The following is a 15,919-nucleotide window of genomic DNA, read 5'->3' as shown; positions in this document are numbered from 1 at the left end:
AAAGCCCAGCATAATCTCATCGTTATGCTGGGCTCTTTATTTATCTTACGCATGAATAGCATAAAATCATTAACTGTAAGTCTCAAAAAAGTCTAACGTATCGTCTAATGCCTGATTACGTAAGCAATCTTTTTCCATTAACAATTCATGTCGAGCATGTGGGATCACTTTCATTTCACACTCTGCACATTTTGCGTAAAAAAGATGATGAGAATTATTATCTACAACGGTATCGTCGCCTGCCTGCAACAATAAAATGGGCGTATGGATATGTCCCACATCCCGAATACAGCTTTTCGCGGCAGCTAATGCTTGCCATACCCATCGTGCACTAGGACCACCAACACGCAGTTCTGGGTGGCACTGATACAAATGCTTCGCCCAAACGTAACGTATTTGACTTTGGCATTGATCATTTTTTTCAAAAGGTGCTTCGTGATACGGCTTATATCCAAACACATAAGACGGCTGTGTTTGATAATGCTCGATAATTTTAGCGATTGAAGATGCGACTAATTTAAGGGGGACAGGAAGATTGATACCAAACATAGGTGCATTAAGAACAACGGCATTAAAATGAGTCTGATAATGCTCTAAATATAAGGTTGCTACCGCACCACCCATTGAATGAGCTAATAAAAACCGTTGTCTGTATGTTTGTTTTCCAACGACATTTGTAATAAATGAATGAAGATCTGACACATAATCATCAAAACAAATCACATGTCCAAGTTCACTATCGTTAGTTAATCGTCCTGATGCGCCTTGACCGCGATGATCGTAGGCATACACGTCATAACCTTTACGAGATAACTCATAACATAACTCCTGATATTTCCAGAAGCTCTCATTACGCCCATTAACAATGACCACACAACGTTCATTTTGAGGATGTCGAATACTTATCCATCGGATCGGTATTCCATCAACACCTTTAAATTCGCCTTGCTCCCTCTTCTGCCACATATAATGGACTTCACTCGCCATTAATTGTGTAAAAACCGACTCCTTGGTAACAAAATCCCTCTCACAATTTTGTTTAACCATGACAACTTCTTATAATTATTATACAAACTTACATAAATCGCTGACTTCTTCTCCCACTAAATGGGATGCATTACAATGAGGTTCATCAATATCAATATAACGACCCACAGTGTTTAAAAAATACTTACCTGATTGATAACCAAGCCTATAATCTTCTTCTAAAGATGGCATATCACTACCAATCATTTTTGATTTTAGTGCTTTTTGCGGATGAATCTCATAAATAGTAACATCATCAGGTGGATTACTAAGAAACTCTTGTGTTTTTCTATAGTTATCTTCGTGCTCTAACAACATCTCAATCATACCTGCGGCTTTTGATTGGCCTAACGCACGACGAATATTACTCATCCAACAATGATCAAATGATGTATCAATAGGCACAGTGCGGATCACCACAATATGACGATAACCGCGCTCATAAGCTTCTTGAACAGGAATGGGGGCAGATAAGCCACCATCAACCCAATATTCATTTTGTGAGTAAATGGGTTGTCGATTTAAAACAGGGATCGCGCATGAAGCTTTTAATGCCAAAGACCAATTATCCGTATTTAAATTAAAATACGCCGCTTGATGACTCACCGTATTACTTGCTGATGCGAGTACAGTTCGATTACGCATATTCTGTCGGCCTTGATGCCAATCAAGCTCAAAACGTGTCTGGGTTTGCTGCATTAACCAATCAAGATCAAGCCCTTCACGACCAAACAAAAAACGATATACGTCAAAGAAATGGTGATTCGTTGTTGCTTCTGTGATCACCTTAAAAGCATGTTTCTTTTGACCACAGATATAAGACGCTAAATTAAGCGATCCTGCAGACGTACCAATCATTAGTGAGAACGGATTAAAATCCTGATCTAAAAATGAATCCAATACCCCTGCGGTGAAAATCCCTCTTTGGCCTCCACCTTCCGTGACAAGTGCTATCTTAGATACGTCCTGAGGCTTATGGGACAATGCGTCATAATTTTGTACCGCATAAGATACATGCTTACCTGTCATGTTACTCTCTCAAGATTACTGCATACTTTGATGCATATTCATCATACAAATATCGCAAGGCATACTATCAAATAGGGGTCTAATGTCTAATAAAAAACGATCAATATTTGATTGTAAAAATATACGCTCTAATTTCTAAACATTAACAGCTTGAACTTTAGGTTTTATGTGATTATACAAGTTAATATTATCAGAGAATATTTAACTCGTTATTCAACATTACCTCATATAAGGCTTAAATAACGCATGAACATTCACTCTTGCTTTAAGCTTGGCTGCCAACAAATATAAACCACCCAATTTACGGTGTAAAAAAATAGCATCTGCTGGCGGTGTATGCCAATAACCACTATTCATACTCAAGGCACTACCGGCATCGCGAATGCGTTTCCCCATCTCTGTTACACCAAAATCATACACACCATCAAAGGCTAATGGCTCACAAGCTTCTACACACAAATTCACGACTGCTTGTTGTGCGACATCTTCAATGTGCTGATGGAAAAAGCCTATTTGTTTTAACGCGTTAAGCATAGATCCCCGATCATTTTTCACCGCACCAGTCATCAATTGGCGATAGCCTTCAGAGACGTGCTCGGGATATTCACGCGTGGCGCCGAAATCAAGCAAGATAAACTGATTCGTTGTGAGGTTATAACGATAGTTAGCAAAATTCGGGTCGGTTTGCACCAATCGAAATTCAAACACTTCTTTGAACAATAAGGTAAAGGCTAATGCCATCACCTCATCACGTACCGCTTGGGGTTGCTTAGCCAGTTGCTCTATTTCTATGCCTTCGACAAAACTCATCGCAAGGATCGTTTCACATGTTAAATCATCGTATATATCAGGGATCAAAAAGCGGGCATCATCAGAAAGTAACTGGCGAAACTGTTTAAGATATTGTGCTTCTTTCTGATAATTAGCTTCGGCATGTAACTGTTTTTTCGCCTCGTCTAATAACTCTGACACATCAATAGACTTAGGGATCAATCCTGATACATTTAGTAAGGTTGAAACATTATGTACATCGCTATCAATACTTTCTCCAATACCTGGATACTGTATCTTTAAAGCAATATCTCGACCGTCTTTGGTTTTTGCTCTATGAACTTGTCCTATTGATGCTGCAGCAACAGGGTAAAACGAAAACTGAGCAAATTTGTCTTGCCAATCTTCCCCCCAGTTAGCAATGAGCACATGATTCAATTGGCTAATAGGCATAGGTTTAGCATCAGCTTGCAAACGAGATAGCAGTTCAGTTAATTCTTTCGGGAGTAAATCACCAGCATCCATCGATAAAAGTTGACCTACTTTCATCGCAGCACCGCGTAACTGTGCTAATTGGTCAGCCACACGTTGAGCATTTTTCGGCGTTAAGAGCAACTCACTGGCTTTGGGACGATGTCCTGACGCTAACTGTTTCACCCCTTCAGCAACCATGCCCGTTGCGACTCTTGACGCCAGTGAGCCTAATTTCGATAGTCGTGATAATCGCCCTTTAGGCACTTTTGAATACTGATGTGGATCTTTCATGCTTAAACCTTATCTTACGATGATGTGTAACAACGTCATTACTGGCGATTAAACACGCCTTTTCTTTATAGTGAATTAATATGGCGTAAATAATACTCGGCTTGCTCTACAATAACAGATTGCTCATTATCATCTAATTTATCCCAATGACTAAATAGCATACCTACACGAGGATTGTTTGCTAATAACCCTCTATGTTTATCCATAAAACGCCAATATAAACTATTAAATGGACAAGCATTCAGCCCTGTTTTCTTTTTAACCTCATACTGGCATGATGAGCAATAATCGCTCATTTTATTAATGTATGCCCCACTTGAAGCATAAGGCTTTGTTGCAACCACACCACCATCGGCAAACAGCGCCATACCTAGCGTGTTGGGCTTTTCTACCCACTCAACCGCATCAATATAAATACCTAAATACCACTGTTCGACTTCACTCGGCGCAATCCCCGTTAATAAACAAAAATTACCCGTGACCATTAAACGCTGAATATGATGAGCGTAGCTATAATCAAGCGACTGTTTAATCGCATGACGCATACACTGCATATTGGTTTTTGCATCCCAGAAAAAATCAGGTAACGAAGCGCTAGCTTCTAGCGTATTCTCTTTTCCGTAATGGGGCATATTGACCCAATAAATAGCACGAATAAATTCACGCCAGCCTAGTATCTGGCGAACAAACCCTTCAACTTGGGCAATATCAATTTTTGAATCTGGCTGAGAGTAAGCATCAATAGCCGCTTGGATCACTTGCATGGGATGCAACATTTTCGCATTCAAAGCAAAAGATAAACGAGAATGGTATAAGCTCCATGCCGACTCACTTTTGGTGGTCATTGCATCTTGAAAGCGTCCAAAAAAAGGCAATAAATCACGGCAAAAATAACTCAGTAGCGCTAGTGATTGTTTACGGTTTGTTGGCCAAAGTAGCTGCTCACAAGATTGACCGATTGTGTTGATATCGTGTTTTTCGAGTCGTTTAGAAATAACACTAACATCATTACTAAACATTAACGGTTGAGGAATCGCTTCAATATCAACAGCCTTTAATTTATTTCGATTTGCGCCATCATAATTCCATTTACCACCTTGAGGCTTTCCTTCAACCATTAATACATCAAATCGTTTCCGCATAGCGCGATAAAAATGCTCCATACGGTGATGTTTGTTTGGTGTTATATACTGCTCAAGTTCGGCCAATGTCAGTAAGAAATGCTCGCTATCACATGCTTGAACGGTTACATCAGGAATCTTTAATGTTGCTAACTGTTGCGATAATCGGTATTCGTCTGGTTGTTGATATTCAAATGCTTGGCAATGATATTGCTGACAAAGTGAAATAATTAAATCAGGTAAATCATGATAGGTATGAGTATCGTCTAATGTTAAATGTAAAACCTCATGTCCTGCTTGTTGTAGCGCAATCGCGAAATTTTCCATCGCAGCAAAAAATGCACAGATCTTTTGATGGTGGTGAGTAACATAGTTGGTTTCTTGCTTTAGCTCTGCAATAACATACAGCACATGTTCATTGGGTTGTTGATACCAATGATGACTCGCATTGAGTTGATCGCCTAAAATAAAACGAAGAGTTGTATAGCGCGATTGCATGATTATCCTCTACCACTCATTGGCCAATCATCAATATTTACGCTGTCTAAGGCGTTAAGGTTTTCATCCCCTCGCCAATGGCGAATAAAATGCTGATTAGGATCAAATATTCGTGTTTGTTTTTCTAAGTCAAACCAACGTTTTTCACGACTGTCTGTTCCCACCCCTGCAATATATTGCCAATTGCCCCAGTTTGCCGCGACATCATGATCAATCAGCTGTTGTTCAAAATAAGCTGCACCGTAGCGCCAATCAACGGATAGCTCATTAACCAAACAACTTGCAACTATTTGGCGCCCACGATTAGACATATAGCCCGTTTGGTTTAACTGTTTCATAAACGCATTAACAATAGGATATGGTGTTGAGCCCTCACACCATTGTTTAAAACGAGTTGGATAAAAACTGCTTAATAAACGTTTATTTTGCACGCCACTGAAACGATACAGATCTCGCCCAACAGCATGCGCATGCCATTGAAAAAACTCACGCCATAACAACTCAAAGAAGATCCAGTAGGTTGATGAATTTTTCTCTTTGTATTTTTCATAATCTAGCAAGGTAGCCATAATCATTTTGGCGGATAGTGCACCACACGCTAACCACGGTGAAAATTTGGTTGAGTTATCCCAACCCTCTATGGCATTACGCGTCTCTTTATAACTAGACGGTAAACGAGAAGAAAAGTATTGCTGTAAATGCATCATTGCTGCATTTTCACCACCATGCCACTCCACCTGATCATTATCTAAAATGGGAACATTTCGAATATCTAAATATCCAGAACAATATACATTGGGTTGTGGCGGTAAATAATCAGGCACAGGTAGGGACGAAAAAACAGTGACGCTTTGCTCTATCTGTTTACGAAATTTTGAAAATCTATTTGGCATATCTGAAAGAGGAAACGGCAGTTGATTTTGTGAATACAACGTATGCGTATCAACTTCTACAAATTGAAAATGGGGGTAACATTGTTTTAGGTAATGCCATTGCTGTTGTTCATACCAGCCGCAGTGACGACTCCGATAGATAAGGTTAATACCGTATTGTTCTATTAATTTAGGCATAAAAACCATAGGATCGGCTTGCATCACTAATAAACGCTGACCCAATGTGGCTAAATTAGATTGCAGTGCTTGTAGCGATTGCAGCAGGAAGCGATGGCGAATGGCTCCCACCGAGACAAGTTGATAACGATTAAATTGCTGCTTTTGTGGCTCCATAAAATAAATACACAGCAAGTTGTCACAATACTCGTAAGCTTGATGAAGTATAGGGTTATCGTGTAAACGTAGATCATTGGTAAACCAATAAAGAGCTTTTACCGCCATAAATTATATGCCTTATTTTTTATCGACTCTTCATTTACGATACGAATAGGCATAACGATCGATTTTTATTCTTGCTGTCAAGAAATTTAGGCAATAAAAAAGCCAGTATTATTAACAAGAAAGGTAATAATACTGGCTGAAAATGTAATTAGTCGTTAATCAAATTCTGGCTGATTACGGTTTTTAAAATTCACCAATAATCCCATCACCAGTACCACAACCGTCACTATTAAAATAGACTGGAATACGTGGTGATATTGCGCAGCAGAAGTAATTAAATCAATGGCATCACCTTTTGGTGTATTGGTTGATGTTAACTCAGCAATGTTTGCTGCTAAATAGTTTGCTACCGAACCACCCATTAACATGTAAATACCCGCAACCGTACCTGTTGCTCCTTGCGGATTCATACGCGTAATTGCAGCTAACGCGACAGGGTCAATAAATAGCTCAGCAATACCAATGAAAAACAAACCAATAAATAGCCATAGGAATGTTGTATGACCTGTTGCCATTGCTAACTTAGAAGACAACGTAATCAAACTAAAGCCCGCAGTTAAGAGAAACAAACCCATGTTTAATTTAGTTAATGTACGAACAGAGATCTGACGTGTCGATAATACTTTCCACAACCATGTCACCGCAGCACCACCCACAATAACGGCTACAGGATTCACCGATTGGAAGAAAGCTGTTGGAATATGGTAACCAAAAATATCAGTATCAATATTACGCTCGATGAATAAGCTGATTGAACTGCCACCTTGCTGATCAAATGCCCAAAACACCATACCAAAAATCATAAAGTACATAATTGAGTGAAGTTTCTTGCGATCTTCAGCATCACTCTTACGGTATAAACGCAGCATTTGTAGTGCTGAAAATGCAAGGATCACGGCAAGAATGTAACCGGCTAATAAATCTTTAAGTACAAATACAAGACCTATCGCGGCAGCAACGACACCGAGAATGATTAAGAACCAGTGACTAATACCTGCTGTTTTTTGTGTTAACGCCGCTTTATTGGCTTTTTGTACATGGGCAAAGTTTTTACGGCCCGTACTAAAAATGATTAAGCCAATAAACATACCAATACCTGCAAGAGCAAAGCCCACATGCCATCCCCAACGGCTTGCAGCATACCCACAGAAAATTGGCGCTAAAGCAGAACCAATGTTACCGCCTATATAGGATATAGAAAATCCTGATTCACGTGCGCTTTCATGACCTTTATATAACTCACCCAATAAACAGCTTGAGTTAGTTTTAAAAAAGCCATAACCACAAATAATTAATGCTAACGCAGAATACAAGGTCGTATGATCGTTACTCGGAATACTTAATACAATGTGGCCAGCAACCATCAGTGAGCCACCAATAACAACAGCCCAGTAATTACCCAAATAACGGTCTGCTAAATAACCCCCTAAAATGGGTGTCACATAAACTAAAGATGTATATGCACCATATAGAGCATAAGCATGTTCATCTGACATTAAGAGTTTTTGGGTTAAAAATAGAATTAATAGCGAACGCATGCCGTAGTAGCTAAAAAATTCCCACATTTGTATTGCGATGAGGTGAAAAAGCCCTTTAGGCTGAGAGGATAATTGCATATTGATTCCTGTAAAAAGGCCCGTTTAGCTAACGGTTGTCATTCTTATGGGTGTGTTTATACCTAGGGTATTTAAGAATGAAAATACACTGAACTTCTCTAAGCTCAAGCATATTCTTACCCCATATTTAGTATCTTACTTTTCATAGTTTTAGACATTTAATCATTGCTTCACTAGAAATAGATTATTCCATTTACAAGCAGTAAACAAACATCATTCCATTTTTAGTTCTAACAAAGCATCAATTTTGAAAAAAACTAAGTATTCATAAGGTTATGTTAAAAACACGTCACTAAACTAAAATCTTCAGTAGAGCTATATAACAAAAATCACAACATTAATGTAACAAAAAAGCCGTAACAATCGCTGCTACGGCTTTAATAAAAGAAACAGTTAGAACACGTTATAGCGTTAAATCTAACTCATTATGAATTAATACGATGCATTGAGAAGCAAATAACATCTTAGGACCTAAGCTAATCTTCTGTGCGCCTAAGCGTTTTAAGCTATTATAACTTTTCTTCGGCATTGGCATGTGATCGGTTAATAAGAAACAAGGGTTCGCAGCAAGTTCAATATCGCGAACAAAATCCCCTTTCTTATCTAACATGTATAATTGGTAGTCTTCAGCAAGTTCAACTATCAGCTTTTCAAAACTGATCGTACGAACTGTGATCCCCGGTTCTACATTACGACATTGCTCTTTACCCATGCCTAATGATTTATCAAGCGCATGAGTAATCTTATCTAACCATGCTTGCTCATGAAAACCCGTTAAATTAGTAATATCATTTGAATTAAAGCTAATGGTACGAGAAAAGTCTTGCGTACTTTCAAGCACTAAATGCACCATAATATCTTCGCGGTGAGACTGCGCCACAAAAATAGCATTCATTAAAACGTGAGCCAAAATTTCAGTGTGAGCATCTTGACCCACAGATGCTAATAGCATTTTACTGTCGGTGGGTGCAGAACGGGCTCTTAATACGAAAGCACGCATAGTTAATATCCTAGAAGTTGAAAGTGACACCAGCATCGCTACACATAGGTATATACCAATCATATACCTACAGCGAGCGCAGTATTATCCCCGCTTTTCATCAATATGTAACCCCCATTGATCAGATTCCTATTTTTAAGCGTATTAAGTTAATCAATCAATGACGACTAGGTAATATGAACACTATCACTCGATTACCCTCCCACACACTTGGCTATCTAGGTCTTATTCCTTTTGCCCTAAGTGCACTCGCTATCAGCCTTGAGATACGTATTTTTAACACTTCCGCTTTGCTCATTTTCGTCAGTTACAGTGCCATTATTCTTAGTTTTCTTTCTGGTGTTATGTGGGGAAACAGCCTGAATCACAAGGAAAATTCAACCAGTCGGTTTGCTTTACTCTTGAGTAACTTTTTTGCGCTACTCGCTTGGTTTTCGCTATTACATTCTACAGATCACTACACTTGGGCTCTTGTTGCATTAATGCTGGGGTTTATCTGTATTCGTATCGCCGAGATAAAATTTAACTCCGCTCATCAAGATGAGTATTATCAACAATTACGTAATCGTCTAACTACTTTTGTTTGCGGATTACATGCGGTTGTATTTGCAATCACATAACCAGGGAATATGAAAAATGGAAAAGATGATCATCTTTTATGATGGAAGTTGCCCACTTTGCGTCGCTGAAATGAAACAACTTCGACAACTTAATAAACATCAAAAATTACAATTTGAAGATATTCTTGCGCCTGATTTTATCCAACGCTTTCCTGATATATCAAAAGAAAAAGCCAGCACTGTTTTACACGGTTTACTCTCATCTCAAATAGGCGCAGAACAACAGCTTTTACTTGGTCTTGATGTCACTTATAAAGCATGGAACCTGGTTGGTAAAAAGAAATGGTTAAAGATACTCAGGCTTCCTGTGATACGTATCGTTGCAGATAAAGCATACTTATTTTTTGCCAGAAACCGTTATCATATTTCCTATTTATTAACCGGAAAATCCCGTTGTAATAGCTGTTCAATTGATTAATAGACGTCAGCTAAGCTAAATGTTTAACACTATGCTCAATCACGATCTTACTTTTCTATTAGGTTATTTATCTTTTGATAAATCAGTGGAATGAGCCCAATACGACATGCATAACTTAACATCACGGTTGACTATATTCAGCCGCAACTCTTTATTAATATACGCTAGAGTTTTAGTTCTTGTACTAAGTACAAAAAACAATTATTCCCAAAAAAATTAAAATCAATACAAGCCTAACATTTAGAATAAAACGCCATCAATCAGACTACACACAGTCATAAAAATGACAATTTTAATTCTTTTAAGTGATACCTCTAATTTTTGTATTTATTTACGTGCATATATATAAAACACTATTTACACTCGCCGCACTTTCTAACACCTCATTTTCTGAGACAACAATGCAACTATCACTGAAACAAAAGCTGATCAGCGCGAGCTTGTCTGCTGTTGTCCTTATGGCAACAGTATTAACTTGGCTTGCTGCCAGTAATTTACAACAACAAACAAATGAAAATATCTTAGATCGCGTACAAAGCGTAGCAACCACAGCTACCAGCGGTATTGAAGATTGGATTAATATCCGTCGCAGTATTACCTCTTCAGTAAAAGAACCCTATCAAAAAGCAGATCTTGTGCCTTTCCTTCAACAAGCACGCGATGCTGGCGGTTTTGACGATATTTACTACGGCACCGTTGCAGGACAAATGCTGCGTTCACACCCAGAACGTAACCGTGCTGATTACGATCCTCGTACTCGCCCTTGGTACGGTGATGCCGTTAACAGCAATAAACAAGTGATCACCACCGCTTATCAAGACGCTATTACTAACGCCCTTTTAGTGACGATTGCCGAGCCTATTCGACATAGCGGCGCACTTGCCGGTGTTATCGGTGCCGACGTATTAATTGATCAACTCATTAACGATGTGATCAGTTTGAACGTTGGTGATAATGCTCATGCTATGTTAATCGATAAAAAGAATGGAACTTTCCTTGCTCATTCTGATAAGTCACTGTTATTGAAACCGATTGCTAATTATAGCAATCAGTTAAACATGGGTAACATTGAACAAAGTGCCAATACAAACCGCTTAGAGCAGATCTCAATCAAAGGGGTAGATAAGCTATTTTACTTTGCAAATATCCCAAATAGTGATTGGATATTTGGCCTTGAAATGGATAAATCGACAGAAGAAGCCAGCTACTATTCACTATTAACAGAGTTAATCATCACCGCTATTGTGATCACTTTGATCGTGGTTATGGCGGTAGCGTGGTTAGTAAACTATCTTCTTCGCGATCTTAACCGTGTATCTAAAGCACTGGCTGAAATTGCAAATGGTGAAGGTGATTTAACACAACGTTTAGAACCAAGAAGCCAAGACGAAGTGGGTAAGCTTGCACTAAATTTCAACCAGTTTGTCGGTAACATGCACCAAATGGTGACTCGATTACGTCATGTTTCAGAATCACTTAATCATCAATCTCATATAACCGCTTCACAAGCCGAAGAGCGCAGCACTCGTATTCAGCATCAGCAAGATGAAATTAATATGGTCGCAACAGCAATCAATGAAATGGCAGCCGCCACACAAGAGATTGCTGCCAACGCAGAAAACACAGCAAGAACATCAGAGCAAACGGTAACCGCTTCTAATCACGGTGCAACACAGGTCAACCAAAGCCAACAATCCATCAGCACATTAGCGCAAGAAGTGGATACGGCAACATCTGTGATCAGTGAGCTAAATCACCATGCTCAAAGCATTACAACTATCCTATCTACAATTCAAGGGATTGCTGAACAAACCAACTTATTGGCATTAAATGCCGCGATTGAAGCAGCCCGAGCTGGTGAGCAAGGTCGAGGGTTTGCTGTTGTTGCAGATGAGGTACGTGTACTTAGCCAACGGACGCATGCATCAACTCAAGAAATTCAACAAATGATAGAGACCCTACAAAAAACCACAGGTCAAGCTGTGAATATCATGGAGGATAGTCGTCATCTCTCTGAAACCAGTGTTGATGATGCCAATGCAGCAGCAGTAAGCTTGTCACAAATTACGACTGCCGTAACCACGATCAATGATATGGCAACACAAATTGCTTCCGCCGCTGAAGAGCAATCTTCCGTAACATCTGAGATCACCCGTAATACAGAGGGAATTCGTGATGTTTCTAATGAACTTGCTGTAGAAGCCAATGAAGCCGCCAAACAGGCAGCTGAGCTATCAAATTTATCTCATGAACTACAACAAGAAATCAGTCGCTTTAAACTCTAAACATACCGTTATAACAACGAAAAACTAACGACAAAAGCTAGCATATAACATGCTAGCTTTTGTTCTATATACCGCTAACTACTATGCCAATATTTCCATTTCTCTTCACACTTTGTTTCAGTATTAACACCATGCGGCATGGGGTAACCCAACAGATCGCTATAAAGATGAATATGAAAAACACTTAAGCGCAAGCTGCCCTATTGCTAGTGATAACATGAAACATTTCGTCTATTTTGCTAAAGACAGACAAGCCATTAAATCTCATCCTTTACTCAACAAACCTCGTTTTGTAGGCGCACAAATCATGTATTCATGGTCTGACTTAGAACCTCAAAAAGACGTTTAAGATTTCTCTATCATTTTTGATGATTATGAATACCTAAAAAAGCACGGTAAAAAACTGTTTATTCAACTTCAAGATGCAACCTTCTATTCTGAAAATAAAGCCGTACCTAAATACCTTCTCACTATTAGTGCAAGCATTAGGACGCCAGTTTGACGAAAAATGGAAGGGATAAACTTACAAAAAACCGCTATTGGTGTATCAGTAAAAACCGATCCAAGCTTTAATGAAAAAGACTATATAACAGGTATCAAAGCAAACATGCTGACCTTGAAACAGGCGTTTCCTTCCTCAACAACCATGCAATATGCCAACTTTGTTAACGGTGAATGGCTTCCTTGGGAAGACAAAGGTTACCTGAAAAGTATTTATCGATATGGCGAAAAAATGGGTGTGGGATTAGGTGCACCTGATCTCATGGTTAAGCGTCGAGGACAACTAAACCATGCTTTAGCTATGATGCATGAAAATAAGTATTCCGTCACTTTAGGGATTGCCATTCAAGACGGTAATTACATAGGGCAAACAAACACAACTGCAGTAGTTGAAAATGAAACAACATCGTACCGATGCTGCACTCATTTAGTCAGCACTTCCTAAAAGTAAAATACATGTTCTGGGGATACCAAGAACCCTACTTTACAGAAGATGTTGTTACTTGCTTAAACGCTTAACTTAACACATCAGGTTAATAGCAAAAACAGCATTTATTGCTGGCTTTGTTAACTTAAAACGAACATATAAATTATTGCACAGACTAATAATAAATAAGTAATAATTCTATAAATAATAACTTTAATAATAATTTATTGTTATTGTATATGATCTTAAAAACCGTCCAAACTGAGGTCCGGTATCATTACGGGGATTAAAATCCTTAATCGGCTTTACTATTACTTGATACTTTAAATGATTAAGCTCATATAAATTATCATTATATATATGACCAAACTGAATTGGATCAAACCCATTACGATAAAAATGAACATCAACTGCATCACGGTTAATTTCATCAAATACTTCATTTGGCGTCATTGTATATGTCGCATACATCGTATTCGGTTCAGGAGAAATTCCTGCTTGTCCAGTACTAATATCACTATGTGTATACTGTAGAGCAGCATCTAGATCTCGCATACTTGAAGTCTCACCGGGAGTCATATCACCAACATCATTATTCAATTCACTATCAACAAATCCACATGTATTTTGAACAATATGTAACTGTATATAATCTGTATCAATTATTGAGGTATTATTATTTGTCGTTCTTTTGGTATGTATCGGAATACTATAAATTGTACTTACAGGACTGATAGGAACTTCAAATTGAATCTTGGTTAATTTAATATCGTAACTTGCTTTATAACCATCAAGCCTTCCATTACCTGTTTTAAAACTAAAACCAGCTCGAACATTGTTTTCGACATTTTTTTGTATCATAATCACAATTATTTATATTTCCCCAACTCTACCCCTTTCGCTTAATTCTCATACGGTTATATGTATTCACAATTGTTGCTTGGATATCTTTAAATTTATATGTTGGCACACCTAGTTATGCTCTCTAGCTAAAGATAGGCCATTCCAAACATGATTCTTACCAGTATCAAACTCACCGTTATAACCATCAAGATTGACATCAACAATAACAGTACGTCCCGGATTTACATAAATATGTTGTTCATTATCCTGTGAAAAAGAAGAAATTAAAGATAAACACAGAATCCTTTTATTCATTAATTAATACCAATATAAATATAGCGTTTTAAAGATTAAATTTTATTAAAATATTCTAATATTAAAAATATAAGATAATTTAACAATCTCGATATACAACAACCACAGTTTATATTGTAATAAAAAATTAATATAGAGAATAACAAGATACCATTCAATTCCAAAAAGGAAACAGACTATCTTTATCATTAAAATAACTATAAAGATGAATACTTTACTTATTGATAAAAAAAGGCTTAAGCTATTAAAATATAGCTTAAGCCTTTTTAAAACCAATATCATGATTAAAAATAATCAATTATTACATTATATGATCGAGTAAAAGCACCAAACTGAGCAGCCGTGTTATCATGAGGATCAAATTCATCAATTGGACTTGGTATAACTTGATATTCCAAGTTGTTTAATTCAAATATATCATCATATACTTGACCTAAATTAACACGAACATTATTCGGTCTAAATAAGAACACATTTACAGCCTTGTCATTAAAATTACTCGCTATATTCTCTTCAATACGATAATTTGCCAACATTGTATTTTCCGTATTCGATAAGCCAGCATTAACAGCGGTTCCAACTTCATTATTTTCAGAAATACAGGTTAAATCAAGGTCCACTGGAGTTCTCGGTCCATCGATACCGGGTGTAATATCGCCAACATTAATATCTATATCAGCGTTATTAGCTCCAAACGTACAGGTATTTTGTATAATATGTACAGTGATTCTATCAGCAGTGCCGACATTAATAGGTCTATCAGCATTATTTCTTTGCACTCGATGGAAAATAGAAAATCTTTCTTGTTGAGTGGTAGCATTAGCGGGTACAACTATACGTACCTGATTTACTCTAGTTCGAAGGTTAACTCTCCAATTATTGCGCAAAACCCGATTTCTGAGGTGAAACCCCAAACGTTGACTTCCTCCTCCACAAAATCTATGCAATATATTACCCGATAAATTATGGCCAGGAAACGCACCAGGAAGTGGATTACCGCCAAGGTTACAATTCCAATTTGTTCCACCACCATTAAATAACAAGCGAAATGTTGATGCAGTTCCTACCATACTAAGAGTTATATTACCTCTAGTTTCAGATCGTGAGTATTCGTCACTAGTACCGACTCGTTCATGAGCCCAAAAGAACTCACTGTTAACTAATTGATTATTTAAAGTAATTCCATCTAGCACAACTGGAACTACAACGTCTCTACCTGGATTAACAAAAACATCAATATCATTAGCATATACATTAAAAGTACTGGTAACAATTAGGAACAACATGATTCCTTTAATTTTAATCATTCTGATAGCCTAATATGTATTCTATAATTAAAACGTTTAATTA

General features: G+C 37.8%; 15 protein-coding genes. 5 read left to right on the top strand and 10 right to left on the bottom strand.

Annotation, left to right across the window (positions count from 1 at the left end):
* Positions 1–69 precede the first annotated feature (69 nt).
* From C9J42_RS05495 to trmY, 7 genes are all read right to left on the bottom strand, one after another.
* Entirely contained in the window at positions 70–987 is a 918-nt protein-coding gene (locus C9J42_RS05495; protein WP_107301751.1) for an alpha/beta fold hydrolase, read from the bottom strand.
* Positions 988–1,065: 78 nt separating this feature from the next.
* Positions 1,066–2,055, bottom strand: coding sequence for a patatin family protein (locus C9J42_RS05490; RefSeq protein WP_107206673.1), 990 nt, complete (start codon positions 2,053–2,055; stop codon positions 1,066–1,068).
* A 219-nt stretch (positions 2,056–2,274) separates the two neighbouring features.
* Positions 2,275–3,591: an AarF/ABC1/UbiB kinase family protein gene (locus C9J42_RS05485; RefSeq protein ID WP_107261880.1), complete on the bottom strand. Its 1,317-nt coding sequence runs from the start codon at positions 3,589–3,591 to the stop codon at positions 2,275–2,277.
* A 65-nt stretch (positions 3,592–3,656) separates the two neighbouring features.
* Complete coding sequence (locus C9J42_RS05480) at positions 3,657–5,210, bottom strand: cryptochrome/photolyase family protein (protein ID WP_199189216.1); 1,554 nt, start codon at positions 5,208–5,210, stop codon at positions 3,657–3,659.
* Positions 5,211–5,212: 2 nt separating this feature from the next.
* Positions 5,213–6,544 (bottom strand): DASH family cryptochrome, encoded by a 1,332-nt coding sequence (locus C9J42_RS05475; RefSeq protein ID WP_107206676.1) that lies wholly within the window; start codon positions 6,542–6,544, stop codon positions 5,213–5,215.
* A 155-nt stretch (positions 6,545–6,699) separates the two neighbouring features.
* Positions 6,700–8,160: a peptide MFS transporter gene (locus C9J42_RS05470; protein WP_107206677.1), complete on the bottom strand. Its 1,461-nt coding sequence runs from the start codon at positions 8,158–8,160 to the stop codon at positions 6,700–6,702.
* 403 nt (positions 8,161–8,563) lie between these two features.
* Positions 8,564–9,160, bottom strand: coding sequence for a tRNA (pseudouridine(54)-N(1))-methyltransferase TrmY (trmY, locus tag C9J42_RS05465; protein ID WP_107206678.1), 597 nt, complete (start codon positions 9,158–9,160; stop codon positions 8,564–8,566).
* Between the two features lie 176 nt (positions 9,161–9,336).
* On the opposite strand from trmY, the gene C9J42_RS05460 reads away from it, so the two are divergent.
* From C9J42_RS05460 to C9J42_RS21695, 5 genes are all read left to right on the top strand, one after another.
* Positions 9,337–9,780 carry a DUF3429 domain-containing protein gene (locus tag C9J42_RS05460; RefSeq protein WP_107246185.1) on the top strand — a complete coding sequence of 148 codons (444 nt, stop codon included), beginning with the start codon at positions 9,337–9,339 and terminating at the stop codon, positions 9,778–9,780.
* A 16-nt stretch (positions 9,781–9,796) separates the two neighbouring features.
* Complete coding sequence (locus C9J42_RS05455; RefSeq protein WP_107206680.1) at positions 9,797–10,198, top strand: thiol-disulfide oxidoreductase DCC family protein; 402 nt, start codon at positions 9,797–9,799, stop codon at positions 10,196–10,198.
* A gap of 401 nt (positions 10,199–10,599) precedes the next feature.
* Positions 10,600–12,483 (top strand): methyl-accepting chemotaxis protein, encoded by a 1,884-nt coding sequence (locus C9J42_RS05450; RefSeq protein WP_107246187.1) that lies wholly within the window; start codon positions 10,600–10,602, stop codon positions 12,481–12,483.
* Positions 12,484–12,700: 217 nt separating this feature from the next.
* Entirely contained in the window at positions 12,701–12,832 is a 132-nt protein-coding gene (locus C9J42_RS21780; RefSeq protein WP_255418312.1) for a hypothetical protein, read from the top strand.
* Between the two features lie 159 nt (positions 12,833–12,991).
* A complete protein-coding gene (locus C9J42_RS21695; protein WP_233220302.1) occupies positions 12,992–13,429 on the top strand; it encodes a hypothetical protein in 438 nt (145 codons plus the stop codon).
* A 195-nt stretch (positions 13,430–13,624) separates the two neighbouring features.
* On the opposite strand, the gene C9J42_RS05440 is transcribed toward C9J42_RS21695, so the two are convergent.
* From C9J42_RS05440 to C9J42_RS05430, 3 genes are all read right to left on the bottom strand, one after another.
* On the bottom strand, positions 13,625–14,278 hold the full coding sequence (locus tag C9J42_RS05440; RefSeq protein ID WP_146144296.1) for a hypothetical protein: 654 nt from the start codon (positions 14,276–14,278) through the stop codon (positions 13,625–13,627).
* Between the two features lie 105 nt (positions 14,279–14,383).
* Positions 14,384–14,569: a hypothetical protein gene (locus C9J42_RS05435; protein WP_107246190.1), complete on the bottom strand. Its 186-nt coding sequence runs from the start codon at positions 14,567–14,569 to the stop codon at positions 14,384–14,386.
* Between the two features lie 284 nt (positions 14,570–14,853).
* Complete coding sequence (locus C9J42_RS05430; protein ID WP_107301750.1) at positions 14,854–15,876, bottom strand: hypothetical protein; 1,023 nt, start codon at positions 15,874–15,876, stop codon at positions 14,854–14,856.
* Positions 15,877–15,919: the final 43 nt, after the last annotated feature.

The organism is Photobacterium sp. GB-56, from assembly GCF_003026105.1.
GTDB lineage: Bacteria > Pseudomonadota > Gammaproteobacteria > Enterobacterales > Vibrionaceae > Photobacterium.
The sequence above is the reverse complement of the archived record's forward strand: the minus strand, read 5'-3'. Positions and strand labels throughout refer to the sequence as shown.

Excerpts from the sequence above, each read along its gene's own strand:
- C9J42_RS05495 (WP_107301751.1), bottom strand. The coding sequence starts at position 987 with ATGGCGAGTGAAGTCCATTATATGTGGCAGAAGAGGGAGCAAGGCGAA.
- C9J42_RS05490 (WP_107206673.1), bottom strand. The coding sequence starts at position 2,055 with ATGACAGGTAAGCATGTATCTTATGCGGTACAAAATTATGACGCATTG.
- C9J42_RS05485 (WP_107261880.1), bottom strand. The coding sequence starts at position 3,591 with ATGAAAGATCCACATCAGTATTCAAAAGTGCCTAAAGGGCGATTATCA.
- C9J42_RS05480 (WP_199189216.1), bottom strand. The coding sequence starts at position 5,210 with ATGCAATCGCGCTATACAACTCTTCGTTTTATTTTAGGCGATCAACTC.
- C9J42_RS05475 (WP_107206676.1), bottom strand. The coding sequence starts at position 6,544 with ATGGCGGTAAAAGCTCTTTATTGGTTTACCAATGATCTACGTTTACAC.
- C9J42_RS05470 (WP_107206677.1), bottom strand. The coding sequence starts at position 8,160 with ATGCAATTATCCTCTCAGCCTAAAGGGCTTTTTCACCTCATCGCAATA.
- trmY (WP_107206678.1), bottom strand. The coding sequence starts at position 9,160 with ATGCGTGCTTTCGTATTAAGAGCCCGTTCTGCACCCACCGACAGTAAA.
- C9J42_RS05460 (WP_107246185.1), top strand. The coding sequence starts at position 9,337 with ATGAACACTATCACTCGATTACCCTCCCACACACTTGGCTATCTAGGT.
- C9J42_RS05455 (WP_107206680.1), top strand. The coding sequence starts at position 9,797 with ATGGAAAAGATGATCATCTTTTATGATGGAAGTTGCCCACTTTGCGTC.
- C9J42_RS05450 (WP_107246187.1), top strand. The coding sequence starts at position 10,600 with ATGCAACTATCACTGAAACAAAAGCTGATCAGCGCGAGCTTGTCTGCT.
- C9J42_RS21780 (WP_255418312.1), top strand. The coding sequence starts at position 12,701 with ATGAAACATTTCGTCTATTTTGCTAAAGACAGACAAGCCATTAAATCT.
- C9J42_RS21695 (WP_233220302.1), top strand. The coding sequence starts at position 12,992 with ATGGAAGGGATAAACTTACAAAAAACCGCTATTGGTGTATCAGTAAAA.
- C9J42_RS05435 (WP_107246190.1), bottom strand. The coding sequence starts at position 14,569 with ATGAATAAAAGGATTCTGTGTTTATCTTTAATTTCTTCTTTTTCACAG.
- C9J42_RS05430 (WP_107301750.1), bottom strand. The coding sequence starts at position 15,876 with ATGATTAAAATTAAAGGAATCATGTTGTTCCTAATTGTTACCAGTACT.